Genomic DNA, 15891 nt, shown 5'->3' with positions numbered 1-15891 from the left:
GTCGAGAACGTGTCGGGCCTGTTCCCAGATAGCGACGCGTGCGGCGGGTAACCCTAACTACGTATTCGAGCTGACCGTTGGGAGACGTCATGGTGTTTTCTGTTACTCTGCCGGCCAACGGCACCTCAATACGGCGTTAGAGGCCTAGTTTTGATTTGGCGGTTTCTTCTAGCTATGTGGGGCGCTGCGCTGCTCTCCTTGGCCTGGTCAGTAGCCGCATCAGCGATGCAATCCGGTTTTGAGGCAGCTCTCTCTCCGTGGGCCGCGCTTCTTGCGGTAATTTTCACATGTGGCGTATTGGGCAGCGCTTTTGGCACTCGCAGGCCGCGACTTGGGTACTGCCTTGTTCTTGCGAGTTCAATCGCGTTCCTAGCGGCGGCTGACTACAACTGGTACAACCTATTTGCGCGGGGGTCGGTTTCCGGTGCATTGGGGTTCTACCTCGCTCACCCAAAGCTTGGCTATGATGTGATCCTCATGCCAATCCTTGTTTTCGCGTCCACAGTTGGGCTCATTGTCCGCTGGCGCAGATTTCAGGGCTAGCGGCTCAAGCTATCGAGCCGGCCTCTAACTACGTATTCGAGCTGACCGTTGGGAGACGTCATCGTGTTTTCTGTTAGTCTGCCGGCCAACGGCAGCTCAATACGGCGTTAGGCGTCATCCGCTTAATTTGACGCAAACTGCGACTTCCCCCCCCGCTTCAACGTCCGCTTTAGAGCGACATGTTGTCCACCTCATTGAGTGACCGCTTCTGGCCGTTCTGAGCCGGTCAGGTCGCCGCCGAGACTGGTCAGTTCCCATGGCCCGACGGGTCAGCTTCGCGGGGCGGGCTGTTGCCGTTGGTCTCGATGGCAGCCCCCAACATTCGACATATGCAGTCGAACGAGGCAGCAGACCCTCGAACCCACACAGAGACTGGCAATCAGGCCCGAGCAGCCTTGGTCTGGCCCCACACTACAATCCGGATAGCCAAGGTTTCCAGCCACCGATCAGTGCTTGGCCAGATCAGCCACCGCTCGATCGATCAGCGCATAGGCATGCGGCATCAGGGCTGGATGTTTGCCCGACCACGGTGGCAGTCCGACATAGGCGTCGAAGTGCTGAGCATCGGGCAATCGCTCGAACACCGGCCTGCGTCCCTCGCTTTGCAGCCATTCGACATACGGCTGACTGCTGAAAGCGATCGGCACCAGACCATCGGCCTCGCCGTGCAAGACGTAAATGGGCAGCGCGGTCGGCGGCAGAGCGGCACGGGTGGCGTTCACTGCCCCGTGCACCGGACTGTGCTCGGCCAGCCAGAGATCGCGCAGGCAGGCCAATCCGGCAAAGCCGGGATCATCGGCCGGTGCCTGGGCAGACGGCGACTCGATCAGCTTTACGCCAGCCGATGGCGGTATGCCGCTGCTGTCTGACCACCAAAGTGCCTGTTGTGGCGCACTGGCCGGGGCCGGCCTGCCCTCGGCATCCTGAAACTCGAAACGATAGCCGCAGGGCATGCTCTGCGCGTCGGCCCTGAGGTAGGACGAGGCATAGGTCACGCCTACGGCGCGCCACAGATCAAACGCCGCGCTGAAGCCGGCGGTGTCGAGTGCAGCATCGGTCCAGCCGCCTTGGCGCAATCGTGCCAGGGCTGCGGCACTTCGTTCGGCCACGCTTGCGCCGTCGATCTCACCACGCTCGGCCAGCAAGCGACATCTCGCTTCACCCAGCGGCTGCGGGCGTGCAAACGGCACCGATTCGAAGCGCGGATCGAGCATGGCGCAGGGCATCAGTAGAGCCGCTTCGGTGGCATAGTCATACAGGGCGCGACCACCCGAGGCCGGCAACACATTGGGCGCAATCGCAATCACCGCATCGAACAGCGACTCGCTGATGCCTGCAGCCTGCAGCACGGCGCCACCGCCGTTGGAGATGCCCACGGCCAGGATCTGCGTAGTGTCCGCATCGTAGCGCTGGGCTCGCTCGGCGCTGAGTTGCTGCAGACCGAACTCGGCAGCGGCCAGCACGAATTCGCCCCAATGCGCTTCCGGATGCTGACCCGAATGCGCGTGCGGCACATGAATCGCGCCGTCGCCTTGAGTCCAGTGGCTGCCTGCGCCCTTATCGGTGGTGACCACCGCACAGCCCCTGGGCAAGCCCCAACCGCCAACCAGGGCGATCGCACCGTATTCACCGCGTGAACCGGAGGCCGCGCTGACTACCAGACAGGGCCGCTCGGCATTGAAATCATCCGGCAGCTGAAACAACAGGTGATGCTCGGCGCCGCTGTCTCGCAGCCGGCCTTGCACGCGAACTTCGATGCCAGGCACGGCGGCCAGACTGCCGTAGGCCTCGCCATGCTCGCCTGGGCGCAGATCTGCGATGCCGCGCCAGTTGGCCCATACCGCGCGCCGCCGGAGTTCGGCCGCACTGGGTGCTGCTGGATCGGCCAGTTCAGGCGGGGTCAGCGCACGCAGGCCTGGCAGCCCAAGGCCAGCGCTCAACAGCTCATCATCACCACGATGTTCGCTGCGCTGCGGCGCCCCAACTATCTCGCCGAAACTCGCGGCCTGGGCTGTTGGCGTGGCCGCTGGTTCAGAGGTGGTTCCTTGATTGCTTCCGCATCCGCCCAGCAAGGTCGAACTCAAGACCAGACTCAAGGCCAGGGCCCACACCGTGGGTGGGAAGCGGCCGCGGCCGCCAACAGCTGCGCTGATCATGGCGTTTCTCATGCAAGTATCGATCTCCGGACAGGCAGCCCGGTCAGCGCCCGACCTTAGCAAGCTGCGCGGCGTGGCGCATCGTACCTTGGTACACACCGCGCTGACCCGGCAGCTGCTATGGTGCGCTGCCCCTTTCCGCCGCCGCTCCAATGACCCAGGTTCTTGTCGCCGACGACCACCCGCTGTATCGCAATGCCCTGGTGCAGGCACTGCGTGAATTGGGTGCGGCTGCCGAAGTGCACCAGGCCGGTTCGCTCAGCGAGTGCCAATCCGTTCTGAGCTCCGCGCCGGAAATCGATCTTGTGCTGCTCGACCTGCATATGCCGGACAGCCACGGTTTGATGGGGCTGGCCACACTGCGCGCCGAGTTTCCGGCGGTGGCGGTGGCCCTGATCTCGGCACATGACGACCCGCACACCATCCGGCGTGCGCTGGACTACGGCGCCGCGGGGTTCATTCCCAAGAGCATCGCCAACGATGAGTTGCAGGCTGCCCTGCGCGCCCTGCTGAACTGCGAGGAATATCTGCCAGCGGAACTGCATGAGCGTGTTCGCGCTACCCGCAGTCGCGATGACGATACGCTCACTGCTTCGCGGCTGGCCAAACTGACGCCGCAACAGTTCAAGGTGCTCACCCGCGTCGCCGAAGGCCAGCTTAACAAGCAGATTGCCGATGATCTGGGCATTTCAGAGCGCACCGTCAAAGCGCATCTGAGTGCTCTGTTCGAAAAGCTCGATGTGCGCAACCGCACCCAGGCCGGCGTGCTGCTGCGCTCGCTGGAACTGAGTGATCCGAGCAAGCAACTGTCCTGAAGTCCGCCAGGGTCAGGAGTGAAATGCCTCAAGGAAGGGCTGCAGCTTGCCCTGCCACGCGGCCAGGGCAATCAACCCGAAAAAGCTGAACAACAGGGTGGTCAGACAGGCGAGTACGGCCGCCATCGCCGCACGTGGACGACCGATGTCAAAGAACACACGACTGCCAAGGTAGTAGAGGCCAAGCAGGAAGCCAAAGCGCACCAGACCCGCCGGGCCCGCACCCAGCCACTTGAGTGGGCTGAGCAAGGCCGCCAGCACGCTGATCTGGCCGGTGATGTAGAGCACAAAGACCCCACATTCGGCGAAGTTGCGCTGGCGTCCCCACATCAGCAATCGATACTGCCAGGCTAGGAACGGCACTCCGAGCAAGGCCAGCCAATCGGAATGATCGGCTGCCAGCTGCCGGAACTCGACAAACAAGGCCTGCAACTCCTCCTGCCGCTCAGCGCTGACGCTGCCCGACCAGTCGACCTCGATCACGAACAATTGCCCCACCAACAGATTGGCCAACAGGGCCAGCAAGCAGAACCGCAGCGGCGGCACGTAGGCCTGGCGCCGACCGTCGACGTAGTCCGCACAGACCTGCCCGGGCCGCGTGATCAGTCCCCGCAGCGTTTTCCATAACCGGCCATCCCAATCCGCGACCGCATCCAGCGCCTGATCGGCCAATTCCCTCAGGCGCAATTTCCCCACGCGAGCGGACTGTCCGCAACGCGGGCAGTAGGCATCGGCGACCAGCGTGCCGCAGTTCCTGCAGAGGATAGCGTTCATGGACTGAAAGTCTAGCCGATGCAGCAACGCAGGCCCTATACCCCTGTCCGTGCAGCGATGGCGCAACTTATCGGTTCACCGAGCTGGGACGGCTGCTCATGGGAAGGGGCCTTGGCATGCAGCTCAACTACTTGCTTCAAATCGAGGAGCGTCACGCCACGTCCTTGTTCACCAATATCCTCCGCATCACTTCTCGCCGACGATTCCCTTCATGATTTCAATCGGCAGCGGGAACACGATGGTAGAACTCTTCTCACCAGCAATCTCGGTCAGCGTCTGCAAATAGCGTAGCTGAATCGCCCGCGGATCGGCGGCCAGCAGTTTCGCCGCCTCGACCAGCTTCGCAGCGGCCTGCATCTCGCCTTCGGCGTGGATGACCTTGGCCCGACGCTGACGCTCGGCCTCGGCTTGTCGGGCAATCGCCCTAATCATCGAATCGTTGAGATCAACATGCTTGATTTCGACATTGGCCACCTTGATGCCCCAGGCATCGGTTTGCGCATCAAGGATGCTCTGGATATCGCGATTGAGCTTGTCGCGTTCGCTCAACATCTCGTCGAGGTCATGCTGCCCCAGCACCGAGCGCAACGTGGTTTGCGCCAGCTGGCTGGTCGCTTCCAGGTAGCGCTCGACATTGATGATCGCCTTCTGCGGATCGACCACACGGAAATACAGCACGGCATTGACCTTCACCGAAACGTTGTCGCGTGAGATCACGTCCTGTGAAGGCACATCCATCACCAGTGTGCGCAGATCGATGCGCTCCATGCTTTGCACAATCGGAATGACGATGATCAAGCCCGGCCCTTTCACTTTCCAGAAGCGGCCCAGAGTAAACACCACCCCACGTTCGTACTCTCTGAGGATTCGAATGGCGCTGCCGAGTATGGCAATCACCACCAGTGCCACCGTCATCCAGAAACTCAGCATCTGCATTTGCATGTCGGTTCTCCTTTAGGGAAACTCTGAAAAAGTTCAGAGTTTCCCGCGGTGCAAGGATGCACCGCCGCGATCAACAACGTACGTTGTTGATCAGCGCAAGACGAGTTCGGACCGGTGCCGAACTCGGCGCGCCTGAAAAGTCCAGGATGGACTTGTTCAGACCTTCATTAGGGAATCTCTGAAAAAGTTCAGAGTTTCCCGCGGTGCAAGGATGCACCGCCGCGATCAACAACGTACGTTGTTGATCAGCGCAAGACGAGTTCGGACCGGTGCCGAACTCGGCGCGTCTGAAAAGTCCAGGATGGACTTGTTCAGACCCTCCTTAGTCAGATCCTCCATCAGTTTCTCCTGCGGCGCTGGCTTCAGTTGCATCGCTCGGCTTGACTCGCAGTTTCAGACCGTCGACCGCCACCACCTGCAGTCGTTGCCCGCGCTTGACCGGCTGCTCGCTCAAAGCGCGCCAGCTCTCGCCCCGGGCCTGCACCCAGCCCTGCCTCTGAAAATCGTCCAGCGCGATGGCCGGCAGACGGAGCAACTCGTCAAGCCCGCTGCTAACCGGCTGACCGCGCGCACGCGCCAGCACATACAGCAACAGCAGCACGCCGCCACCGCTGATGGCGGCAATACCACCAATCAAGCCCCGCGAAACGGCAAATCCCGGCACGTCGCTGTCAAACAGCACCACCGACCCGAACACCAGGGCGACGACGCCACCAATGCCAAACACACCGAAGCTCGGCGTGGTGAGTTCTGCCAGCATCAGCCCGATGCCAACGATGATCAAGGCCAGTCCGGCAAAGTTGACCGGCAACACCTGCAAGGCATATGCCGCGAGCAGCAGGCACACCACACCGACGACGCCGGGCACCGTGGCGCCCGGGTTGTAGCCCTCAAGCAACAGGCCGTACAGACCTGCCAGGAGCAACACATAGGCCACACTGGGATTGGTGATCAGTGACAGCAGCTCGGTTCGCCAATCCGGCTCAATCAGCTCGACGAGGGCATTGCGGGTATCCAGCACGACCTTCTGGTCACTTAGTTTCACTTCACGGCCATGAACCTGATTGAGCAGTTGGCTACGGTTGTCAGCCAGCACTTCGATCACGTTGTTCTGCAGTGCCTCGTCGGCGGTCAGGCTCTCGGCCGAGCGCACAGCACGCTCCGCCCAGTCGACATTGCGCCCTCGCAACTCGGCCAGCGCGCGCAGATAGGCCGCCGAATCATTCACCACTTTACGTTCCATCGCCGTTTGCGGCTGCGGGTCGGCATCCTGGGAGGGCTTATCCTCCTGATCACTGTCTCCCGGATTGGCGCCAGACAGCGGCCGCGGCGGTGTCGGAGAACTCGGGCCACCGATGGCCACCGGCGTTGCCGCGCCCAAGTGCGTGCCACGCGCCATCGCAGCCAGATGGCTGGCATAGAGAATATAGGTGCCGGCACTGGCTGCTCGTGAGCCCGATGGCGCCACCCAGGCGATCACGGGCAGTTTGGCTGACAGGATGGCCTGATCGATATCACGAGTAGCCTCGGCCAGCCCGCCCGGAGTGTCCAGACGCAGAATCAGCGCGGCGGCACCGCGCTGCTCAGCCTGCAGCAGGGCGCGTCGGAAGAAATCGGTGGTAGCAGGACCAATCGGCCCCACGATCGCCACCTCGATCACCAGCGGCCGTTCGCCGGCAGTTTGGCCCGGCTCCGGTTCCGCGGGCTGCTGCTGAGCGAAGGCCAGACTGATGCCCGCGGCCAGAACCGCGAGCATGATCAACATGCGCACCACGGCGTTCATGGTTCCAGTGTACACCCCCAGACCGGCATTTCCCGGCAATCCCCGGCCCTGCCCTGAATGGCATGGCATCGACGGTGATCGCGACGATCAGGGAACCAGCACTGCGGCGCCACGCAGGCGACCCTGGCGCATGTCGCCCAGCGCGCGATTGGCCTCACTCAAAGCGTAACGTGTTGTTTCCGCATGCACCCCGGCACGGGCAGCCGCTGGGAAATAGCTGATGCCATCTTCGCGGGTGAGATTCGCGACCGAGCGAATCTGTCGCTCCTGCCACAACCAACGATAGGGAAAACTGGGGATATCACTCATATGGATGCCACCACACACCACCACCCCGCCCTTGCGTACCGCCCGCAAGGCCTGCGGTACCAGATCGCCCACCGGCGCAAAAATGATCGCGGCGTCCAGCTCACTGGGCGGCGCGGTAGCACTATCGCCCGCCCACTTAGCTCCTAGTTCGATGGCGAAGTGTTGCGCCACCTCATCGCCCTTACGGGTGAAGGCATAGATTTCCCGTTGCTGCTGCACGGCCAGTTGCGTCAGCAGATGTGCGGCCACGCCAAAGCCGTACAGGCCTACCCGTTGCGCTTCTCCCAGCATCCGCCAGCAGCGCCAGCCAATCAGGCCGGCACACAGCAGGGGCGCGGCAGCCACCGGATCCTGCCAGCGCGGATCAAGCGCAAAGCAGAAGCCGGCTTCTGCCAGGAGGTGACTGGCAAAGCCACCCGGCCGGGTATAACCAGTGAATTCGGGCGCGTTACAGAGATTCTCTTCGCCGCGGCGACAATAGACGCATTCGCCACAGACATGACCCAGCCACGGCACGCCGACGCGCTGACCCTGCCAATCCTCTGGCAAGCCCGCCCCCACCTTAACCACCCGTCCCACCACTTCGTGTCCGGGAATGATCGGCAGCGGCTGCGCTGGCAGATCGCCATCGACCACGTGCAAGTCGGTGCGGCATACCGCACAGGCCTCCACCTGAATCAGCAACTCGCCCGCGCTCGGCTCAGGATCAGGCAGTTCGCGCCAGACCAAGGGCTGGCCGTACGCTTCGAGACACATCGCATGCATGCGCACCTCCGGCGATGATCCTCTCCATTGTGCGCCGCTCACGTGCGGACTGCCAGCAGGCAACCGCAGTTAGCTCAACGAGCGAGCGTCGATAGGGCGTCTCTCAGGCCGGTGGCGAGACTATTGGCGCAAACTCAACTACTGGCTTCGCCAAACCGCCATTGGAACGGCACAGGGAACGCCCTCCGACCGGCTCACGGACGGCCTCCGTCAATCGCGACAGCAAGACTAAAGCCGCGCCATCAAGGAGCGCAAAGCCAAAGGCTTGACCGGCTTGTGCAGGATGAAGCAGCCGCGCGCCTCGGCTTCGGCGCGAATCGCCGGGTCGTGATCTGCGGTGATCAGCACACGCGGAAGCGAACTGGCGTGTTCAGGAAGTCGATCAAGTAGATCGAGTCCGCGGGCACCGGCATCGAGATGGTAGTCGAGGATCAAGACTTCGAATGGCATTGCCTCGGCCTGCCTGTTCGCCAGGCGGTCGATGAATTCCTCGGACCGTCGAACCGCCTCCACCGTGCATCCCCAGGCACCAAGCAATGACCGCATGCCGGCCAACACCTCGGCATCATTGTCCAACACCAAAACCCGACGCCCTTGCACGGCCTGCGCGCTGACCGCGCTCGGCGCGATCTTGGCCGGCGCCGCGCAAGTGGCCACCTCCAGCGCAAATACACTTCCGCGCCCAGGCCGCGACTTCAGCTCGAGCCGCGCACCCAGCAACTTCGCCATGCGTTGGGCGATGGCCAGGCCCAGGCCGAGCCCGCGCCCACCTTGACTCAGGCGGCGAAACTCCTGAAACACCAGGCTTCGCTGCGCTTCGGCAATGCCCGGCCCGGTATCCCAGACCTCGAAACGCACATACTCGCCACGGCGACGCGCGGCCAATAGCAGGCCGCCGCGTTCGGTGTAGCGCAACGCATTGGACAAGAAATTCTGCAGCACTCGGCGCAGCATCTGCGGGTCGGCCCAGACGTACCCGTCCAGACCCCGGGCGCGAAAGTCCAGGCCCTTCTCCGCCGACAGCAGACCAAACTCAGCCGCCAGTCGATCGATCAGTTCAGAGACAGCCACCGCTGACCATTTCGGCTGCATGGCACCGGCGCCGAGGCGCGAAATGTCCAGTAAGCTGCCGAGCAAATCTTCGGCCGACCCAAGCGCCGCGATCAGATTTCCGTTGTCGAGTCGGAGCTCATCGAGCACAGGCGCGGCGCTGTCCAGCTTGCGCGCCTGCGAATAGGCGAACAGCTTGGCCGCGTTCAGCGGCTGCGCCATGTCGTGAGTGATCGCAGCCAGCAACCGACTCTTGGCCTGATTGGCTTGCTCAGCTTCGTTGCGGGCCAGATTCAGCGCCGCGGTGCGCTCTTCAACACGTCGTTCCAACGACTCCGCGGCCACTTTCAACTCCGCCTCGGTACGGCGAAACGCGGTGACATCGGTATAGGTGGTCACGAACCCGCCAGCGCTCATCGGCTCGCCACGAATCTCGACGATACTGCCATCGGGGAAGCGCCGTTCGCCGTGGTGCGGCGTGCCATCGCGCAGATGCTGCAAGCGCCGACGCACCGACAGCGCATCGTCATATTCGTTTTGCAGCACGCTCAGAGCATGGCGGATCAGATCCTCGATGGGGCGACCGATCTGCAACAGCTCCGGTGGAAACTGGAATAGCTCAACGTAGCGTCGGTTCCAGGCCACCAGGCGCAAATCGGCATCGACCACGCTGATGCCCTGACTCATGTTCTCCAGCGCAGCGCCCAGCACCTGTTGCGAGAACCGCGCCGCCTGAGCCGCATCTCCGACCAGGGTAGCGACCTGTTCCAGCTGACGATTGCTGCCGCGCCTGGCAGTGTCGAGCAACAACCGGGTCGAGCTTGCGCCCAGCACCGACGTGAAGGCCTGGGTCAAGCGCTCCTCAAAACGAGCAGCGCCTTCGCCCGCGCTACCCAACACCTGGCTGGCGCGTGTTTCGCCGAGAAAACGCACCGCAATCGGCTGTAGCAACCCGCGATCAAGGGTGCCGACCGGTTGCACAGTCGCGGCATGTGGCCAGCCGCGTGCGACCAGACCCAGCACCAGTAGATTGGTCGCCAGACTGAGCAGCACGGCGCGCGGCAGTGCATCCCAGCTCCCCAGACCCGCTAGATCGGATGGCGACAGCCAGCCAAGGCTTTGCCGCAGCACCGCTCCGCCATCGACCATCAGCAGCGGTAAGATCAACACATAGGCCCAGACCAGAAAGCCGGCAATCACGCCAGCGCCGATTGCCTTGGCTGAGATGCGCGGCCGATACACCGCCAACACCACGGCCGGGCCAAGCTGGGCCAGGGCAGAGAAGCTCTGCGCACCGATTTCGGCCAACGAGTCGTGGTCGGCCAGAACTCGGCTGTACACATAGCTCAATCCCAGCACCCCGGCGATGCCGAGCCGACGGATGCTGCGTACGTCGCCCCACCAGCGATGCAATGGCCAACCGCGGCGCACCAGCAGGGGTGCGGCCCAATGGTTGCTGACCATGATGCTGATCGACAGACTGGCCAGAATCACCATGCCGGCTGCCGCTGCGACACCGCCCAGAAACACCAGAACGGTCAGGCCCTGCGCGTCGGAGGCCAGCGGCAAGCCCATCACATACAGATCCGCCGGCAGTCCGATCGCCTGCAACTGCAAGCTGCCGGCCGCCGCCAAAGGCCAGATCGGCAGGCTGATCAACAACAGAAACAGCGGAAACAGCCAAGCGGCAGTGCGCAACTGGCGCCGATCGCCGCATTCGATCACCCCGACATGAAACTGGTGCGGCAGGGTGAACATGGCCAACACACCAAGAAACGCCAGGGTGGCGTAGGTGCCCCAACGTGGGTCCTGCTGCCCCCGCAAAAGATCGATGCTCTGAGCATGCAGTTGCAGCGGGCCGTCATACAGCTGCCAGAGCACGAATGCTCCTACCGCCAGCATGGCGGCCAGCTTGAACAGCGCTTCGAAGGCCACCGCCAGTACCAGGCCGTGATTGGACTCGGTGGATGAGGCGCGTCGAGTGCCGAACAACATGGCGAACGCTGCCATCAAGATGGCGACGTACAGGGCGCTATCCTGCCAGGCCGGTGGGTCACTGCCGGCGGCGACCAGGGCCGAGTAACTCATCGCCACCGCTTTCAGCTGCAAGGCCACATAGGGCAACATGCCAATCACGATCAGGCCGGTAATCAGCGCGGCCAGCCCAGTGCTCTGGCCAAAGCGACTGGCGATGAAATCGGCCACCGAGGTGGCATTCACCGACTTGGCGCGATCGAGCAGGCGTTCGAGAAACGGCAGCGCCAGCAGATACAACAGGATGGTGCCAAGGAAGGTTGGCGGTAGCCACCAGCCATGCTTGGCGCCCTGCGCCACCGTGCCGTAGAAAGTCCAGGAGGTGCAGTACACCGCCAGCGACAGGCTGTACACCACCGCCGCCGCCCGCGGCCCGAGACGCTGGCGATCGCCCCACACCGCTACGCCGAACAACAGGCCAAGCCAGATCAGGGCAGCGAGGGCGAGACCGCCGGTGCTTAGCATGTTGGTTCACTTGGCAATGGTGGTCGCTCGTTCATGTGCAGGCTCTTGCTGTTCGCAACTCTTTCCCTCTCACCCCGCGACTCTTTCCCCCTCACCCCGCAACTCTTTCCCCCTCACCCCAACCCCTCTCCCTCCAGGGGAGAGGGGCTCAAGAGCCAGCAGCAGGCAATCGATATGGAAGGGCAAGTGCCAAATATAAAGCCCCTCTCCCCTGGAGGGAGAGACCGATGCGCACGGACAACGGGCGCCGGCTGGTGCCGCGGAACTCCCCGATGTGCGGGGAGGGTTGCAGGGGTTGGCAGCAAGCAATTGGTGCAGAAGGGCAAGTGCCGAACATAAAGCCCCTCTCCCCTGGAGGGAGAGGGGTTGGGGTGAGGGGGAGCCATCGCCAAGCCATTGTCAGTCCGACGACGGTGTCGCGGGCTATGGAACCGGCCAATTGATGTTTCAACTGGCCGATCCAATGAAAGCAGTTCATGGATGGGCTGCTCACGCGCAGCGACGTAGTCGCTGTGAAGCGCCCGCGCGTTCGGGCATGCCTGCCGTGAGCCTGTCGAACGGTACCGGACGCGCGGGACTTGAAGTTGAACAATGCTCGAACTTCAAGTTGCCGAATCAATCATCCAAAGGAGCGCCGAGCGCCCGACTCATCGCCGCGATCCACTGCATTTGAGCGCCCTGTCGAGTGTCGTAGTCGGGCCCGGTGTAGCCCCACCAGTCCCAGCAGGCCTTGGGGTTCAGCGGCATCAGGCTGGATTGCGCCTGCGGATACAGCACCACCAGATCCAGCGCATCGGCCCAGCGATTGAAGCCGGCATCGCGGGCAAAACGGTCGCCGATCTTGCCCAGCGACTGTTCGCAGCCGTGCAGCACAATCAGCAGGCCGCAGGTCTTGCCCTGCTCGCATTGCTGCGGCAGGTAGATCAGGCCGCGAGAATCGCCTGGCACGTCGGCACCGTTGGGAACTTCGGCACCGAACTCGCGCAACGTGCCCTGCGCCGTCACCGGCGGATCGAGATTCTGCTCGGGTTGATACAGATGGCGTATCGCGGCACCGGCGCCATCGAAGCCGCAGGCGCCGATGTAGGGTGACTCCGCCCCGCCGCACGCAACTCCAGCCGCTTCGGTGGGGAACACATGCGCTGCGTCGGAATCGTAGGCCTCGCTAACCTTCACCTCCGCTGTCAACGAACGATACAAAGCAGCGCTGGCTGAACTGATACGTTCGCTGACCACCTGATCCTGTTTGCCGTGCCAGATGTACAGCCGATCGCCCGCCAAGCCCGACAGCGGCGCCAGCCGGCCGTCGGCGCTGCGTTCGCGCACGGCGTTGGCCAAGCTGTCGAGGTCCGGCATGGCCGCATCGGGCGGATTCATGCAACCGCCCAGCGCGATGTTCAAATCGCCGCGGGCACAACCATAAGGTCCACCGGAAAACAGCGCGGCGCCGATCAATCGATCGGAATAAGCCAGATGCATCTGGTGCGCCATGTAGGCGCCCGAGCTCATACCGGCCACAGCGATGCGGTCTTGATCGATGGTGAGTTGAGGGATGGGTGACGGTGATTCGCTGCAGGCGGTGAGCCCAAAGGCCATTGCGCCGAGGAGAGCAGTCAGCCTTCGACAGCTGAGCAGATTGAAAAGAGCCATCTCGAAACTCCTGAGTTGGCGAAAAAAGAACGCCCGAAAGGGTCGGGCGTTGTATCACGCGTACTACTGAACGTCGCGTGCTTGGAGAAATCGGCTTCCAATCGCCGGGGCCGGAGGCGCGCACTCTGGCCCACTCAAAGACGATTCTGATTCAGGAATGACCGCTCGGCGGCTACTTCGAGCTTCGCTCGAATCCGCTGATCAACAACTTACGTTGTTGATCGCGGCGGTGCATCCGTGCACCGCAGGAATCTCTGAACGTGTTCAGAGATTCCCTAGAAATCGTACGACACCGTCAGCGATACGGTACGCGGCGGACCATAGAAACCCGTGAGAATGCCCAGCGCGCCAATGTTATAGCCGGTCGTGCGGTATTCCTTGTCGCTCAGATTGCTGCCTTCCAGGGCCACACGCCAGGCACCATTGCTCTGCCAGATCAGCCCTGCCGATACCAGACCGTAGCCTTCTTGCTTGATCGCCTCGCTAAGATCGGTGGTCGGATACACTTCATCCTGGTAGTAGTAGCTGGCACGGGCGATCAGGCTGCCCATGTCGCCCATATCGTGGGTATAGATGCCGCTGATCGAGCCGGAGAATTCTGGCGCATTGGTAAAGCGCTGAGTGTCGGCCACATTGGCGCCGGCGGTAATGAATTCGTCGTACTCAGTATCCAGCCAGGCAAAATTGCCTTGCAGGCGGAACGACTCGCTAAGTTCGGCTTGATACTCAAGCTCGACACCGTCGATGGTGCCTTCACCCGCATTGGTGAAGTCACCAAAGAACTGCGGCGGATTGCTGCCAGGAATCTCGGTGAAGATCGACAGCTGGATGTCTTTGTAATCGTTGTGGAAATAGGCCAGATTGAAGAACAGTCGGCTGTCGAAGAAAGCGCTCTTGGCACCGATCTCATAGCTGGTGACCTGCTCGTCATCAAACGGCAGCCGCGAACGCGGCACCGCGGTTGCCTGGGCGCGAATATTGAAGCCACCCGACTTGAAGCCGCGGCTGGCCAGGGCGTACAGCAGCACGTCGTCGTTGACCTGGTAGTCGATCGACAGCTTGGGCGAGAAGTCGTCGAAAGTCTTGCTGTCGGTGAAATCGGCCGAGATCACCCCGCTCGGCACGGTGAACGTCGCGTCGGTGTAGCCGATATTGAACACATCGGCGGACTTTTTCTCGTTGGTAAAGCGTGCACCGGCGGTGATCGACCATTGCTCATTGAGGTCATAAGTGCCCTCGCCGTACAGCGCATAACTCTCGGTATCGACCGTGCCCTGGGTATCGCCGAAGATTATGCCAAAGAAGTTGTTAAGCACCTGACCACCGGCCTTGCCGTCGAAGTAATAAAGACCCGCCACACCGCGGAAAGCGCCGGCATTATCGTAGTTGAGCTGGAACTCCTGCGACATTTGATGATCGCCATAGAAGGCGATGACATCGGCAATAGTGGCCGGCAAGGTATCGAAGTCGATGTGGGTTTCGGTGTCCGATTCGCGATAGGCCGTCACCGACTTCAGTGTCCAGGCTTCGCCCAGGTTCCAGCCCAAGGTCATCGCACCGCCACTCATCGATGTGCTGTTGACGTTGGCCATGCCATTGCGAACGTCGTAGCGGTCGTCCAGTGGCTCGATGCCCGGCGCAAACCGATTCGGACCCAGCATCATCGCGCCGCGCACGCCGCTTTGATCATCCATCCAGTCGGCGGTGATCCGTGCGTAGAAGTCTTCATTGCCAACATAGCCCAGGGTGGCGCGGGCAGCGAGGATTTCCTTGTCCGACACTTGCTGATCGGTATTGACGTTCTCGCCGTAGCCATCGCGACTGAGCGAAGCGACGGCAATGCGGCTGACCCAGCCATCGGCGACCGGCGCATTGACGCTGGCTTTGACATCAAGTTGGTTGTAGCTGCCCACGGTGACCGATCCGCGACCGTAGAAATCTTCTTCCAGTGGCGCCGAGATGTACTTGATCGCGCCACCGATAGTGTTCTTTCCGTACAGCGTACCCTGCGGGCCACGTAACACCTCGATGCGCTCGACGTCGAACACATCGAGCAAGGCGCCTTGCGGGCGAGCGATGTAGACATCATCCAAGTAGATGCCGACACCCGGGTCGACGCCCCACAGCGGATCGCTCTGACCAATGCCGCGGATATAGGCAGTCACGGTGCTGCTCGAACCGCGTGCGGCATAGATGGTGAGATTGGGCACGAACGCGTTCAGGTCGCCGATATCGGCAATGTCCAGCACATCCAGCGCTTCCGCCGTGTAGGCGGTGACCGCGACCGGCACATCCTGGATGGTTTCCTCACGCTTACGTGCGGTCACGGTGATTTCGGCCAGCGAGGTGTTGTCCTTCTTGGCCCCCTCGCCGCCCTCGGACTGCGCCTGGGCGACCGGAACCAGGAGGGCCAATGCGACGGCCGCAGCCAGGGTTTGACGACGAATTGATGGACATGCAGCACTCATGACGTATTCCCTCTGGACAGGCTGAATGGCGCATAGCCTGCGCTTCGGCGCGATCGGTCGCACTTGTACCTTCGTACAGTTATCGTCACCGGCCCATCGCAGGACCATGGCGCCATCCTCGCTTTTGCGGTATCTGC

At 62.3% G+C, this 15891-nt stretch carries 9 protein-coding genes; 1 reads left to right on the top strand and 8 read right to left on the bottom strand.

Annotation, left to right across the window (positions count from 1 at the left end):
• Positions 1–989: 989 nt before the first annotated feature.
• Positions 990–2699 (bottom strand): 3-hydroxybutyrate oligomer hydrolase family protein, encoded by a 1710-nt coding sequence (locus tag IFO71_RS12310; RefSeq protein WP_192029940.1) that lies wholly within the window; start codon positions 2697–2699, stop codon positions 990–992.
• A gap of 152 nt (positions 2700–2851) precedes the next feature.
• On the opposite strand from IFO71_RS12310, the gene IFO71_RS12305 reads away from it, so the two are divergent.
• Positions 2852–3514 carry a response regulator transcription factor gene (locus IFO71_RS12305; protein ID WP_192029939.1) on the top strand — a complete coding sequence of 221 codons (663 nt, stop codon included), beginning with the start codon at positions 2852–2854 and terminating at the stop codon, positions 3512–3514.
• Between the two features lie 12 nt (positions 3515–3526).
• Here the strand turns inward: IFO71_RS12305 and IFO71_RS12300 are convergent, their stop codons facing one another.
• From IFO71_RS12300 to IFO71_RS12270, 7 genes are all read right to left on the bottom strand, one after another.
• A complete protein-coding gene (locus tag IFO71_RS12300; RefSeq protein ID WP_192029938.1) occupies positions 3527–4288 on the bottom strand; it encodes a DUF3667 domain-containing protein in 762 nt (253 codons plus the stop codon).
• Positions 4289–4474: 186 nt separating this feature from the next.
• Positions 4475–5230, bottom strand: a complete 756-nt coding sequence (locus IFO71_RS12295; protein ID WP_225444597.1) for a slipin family protein — start codon at positions 5228–5230, stop codon at positions 4475–4477.
• A 322-nt stretch (positions 5231–5552) separates the two neighbouring features.
• Positions 5553–6995, bottom strand: a complete 1443-nt coding sequence (locus tag IFO71_RS12290) for an NfeD family protein (protein ID WP_225444596.1) — start codon at positions 6993–6995, stop codon at positions 5553–5555.
• A gap of 105 nt (positions 6996–7100) precedes the next feature.
• Complete coding sequence (locus IFO71_RS12285) at positions 7101–8087, bottom strand: zinc-dependent alcohol dehydrogenase family protein (protein WP_192029936.1); 987 nt, start codon at positions 8085–8087, stop codon at positions 7101–7103.
• 228 nt (positions 8088–8315) lie between these two features.
• The gene (locus IFO71_RS12280) at positions 8316–11636 is read right to left on the bottom strand and encodes a hybrid sensor histidine kinase/response regulator (protein ID WP_192029935.1); all 3321 of its coding nucleotides are present in this window, start codon (positions 11634–11636) and stop codon (positions 8316–8318) included.
• A gap of 615 nt (positions 11637–12251) precedes the next feature.
• A complete protein-coding gene (locus IFO71_RS12275) occupies positions 12252–13286 on the bottom strand; it encodes an extracellular catalytic domain type 2 short-chain-length polyhydroxyalkanoate depolymerase (RefSeq protein WP_192029934.1) in 1035 nt (344 codons plus the stop codon).
• Positions 13287–13561: 275 nt separating this feature from the next.
• Entirely contained in the window at positions 13562–15754 is a 2193-nt protein-coding gene (locus IFO71_RS12270; protein ID WP_225444595.1) for a TonB-dependent receptor, read from the bottom strand.
• Positions 15755–15891 lie beyond the last annotated feature (137 nt).

This window comes from Pseudomarimonas arenosa, assembly GCF_014841215.1.
Classification (GTDB): domain Bacteria; phylum Pseudomonadota; class Gammaproteobacteria; order Xanthomonadales; family Xanthomonadaceae; genus Pseudomarimonas; species Pseudomarimonas arenosa.
This window is presented reverse-complemented; position numbering and strand designations above follow the sequence as displayed.

What these genes read in the sequence shown, in the direction of transcription:
- IFO71_RS12305 (WP_192029939.1), top strand. Translation starts at nt 2,852, where the DNA reads ATGACCCAGGTTCTTGTCGCCGACGACCACCCGCTGTATCGCAATGCC.
- IFO71_RS12275 (WP_192029934.1), bottom strand. Translation starts at nt 13,286, where the DNA reads ATGGCTCTTTTCAATCTGCTCAGCTGTCGAAGGCTGACTGCTCTCCTC.
- IFO71_RS12290 (WP_225444596.1), bottom strand. Translation starts at nt 6,995, where the DNA reads ATGTTGATCATGCTCGCGGTTCTGGCCGCGGGCATCAGTCTGGCCTTC.
- IFO71_RS12280 (WP_192029935.1), bottom strand. Translation starts at nt 11,636, where the DNA reads ATGCTAAGCACCGGCGGTCTCGCCCTCGCTGCCCTGATCTGGCTTGGC.
- IFO71_RS12300 (WP_192029938.1), bottom strand. Translation starts at nt 4,288, where the DNA reads ATGAACGCTATCCTCTGCAGGAACTGCGGCACGCTGGTCGCCGATGCC.
- IFO71_RS12285 (WP_192029936.1), bottom strand. Translation starts at nt 8,087, where the DNA reads ATGCATGCGATGTGTCTCGAAGCGTACGGCCAGCCCTTGGTCTGGCGC.
- IFO71_RS12295 (WP_225444597.1), bottom strand. Translation starts at nt 5,230, where the DNA reads ATGCAAATGCAGATGCTGAGTTTCTGGATGACGGTGGCACTGGTGGTG.
- IFO71_RS12310 (WP_192029940.1), bottom strand. Translation starts at nt 2,699, where the DNA reads ATGATCAGCGCAGCTGTTGGCGGCCGCGGCCGCTTCCCACCCACGGTG.
- IFO71_RS12270 (WP_225444595.1), bottom strand. Translation starts at nt 15,754, where the DNA reads ATGAGTGCTGCATGTCCATCAATTCGTCGTCAAACCCTGGCTGCGGCC.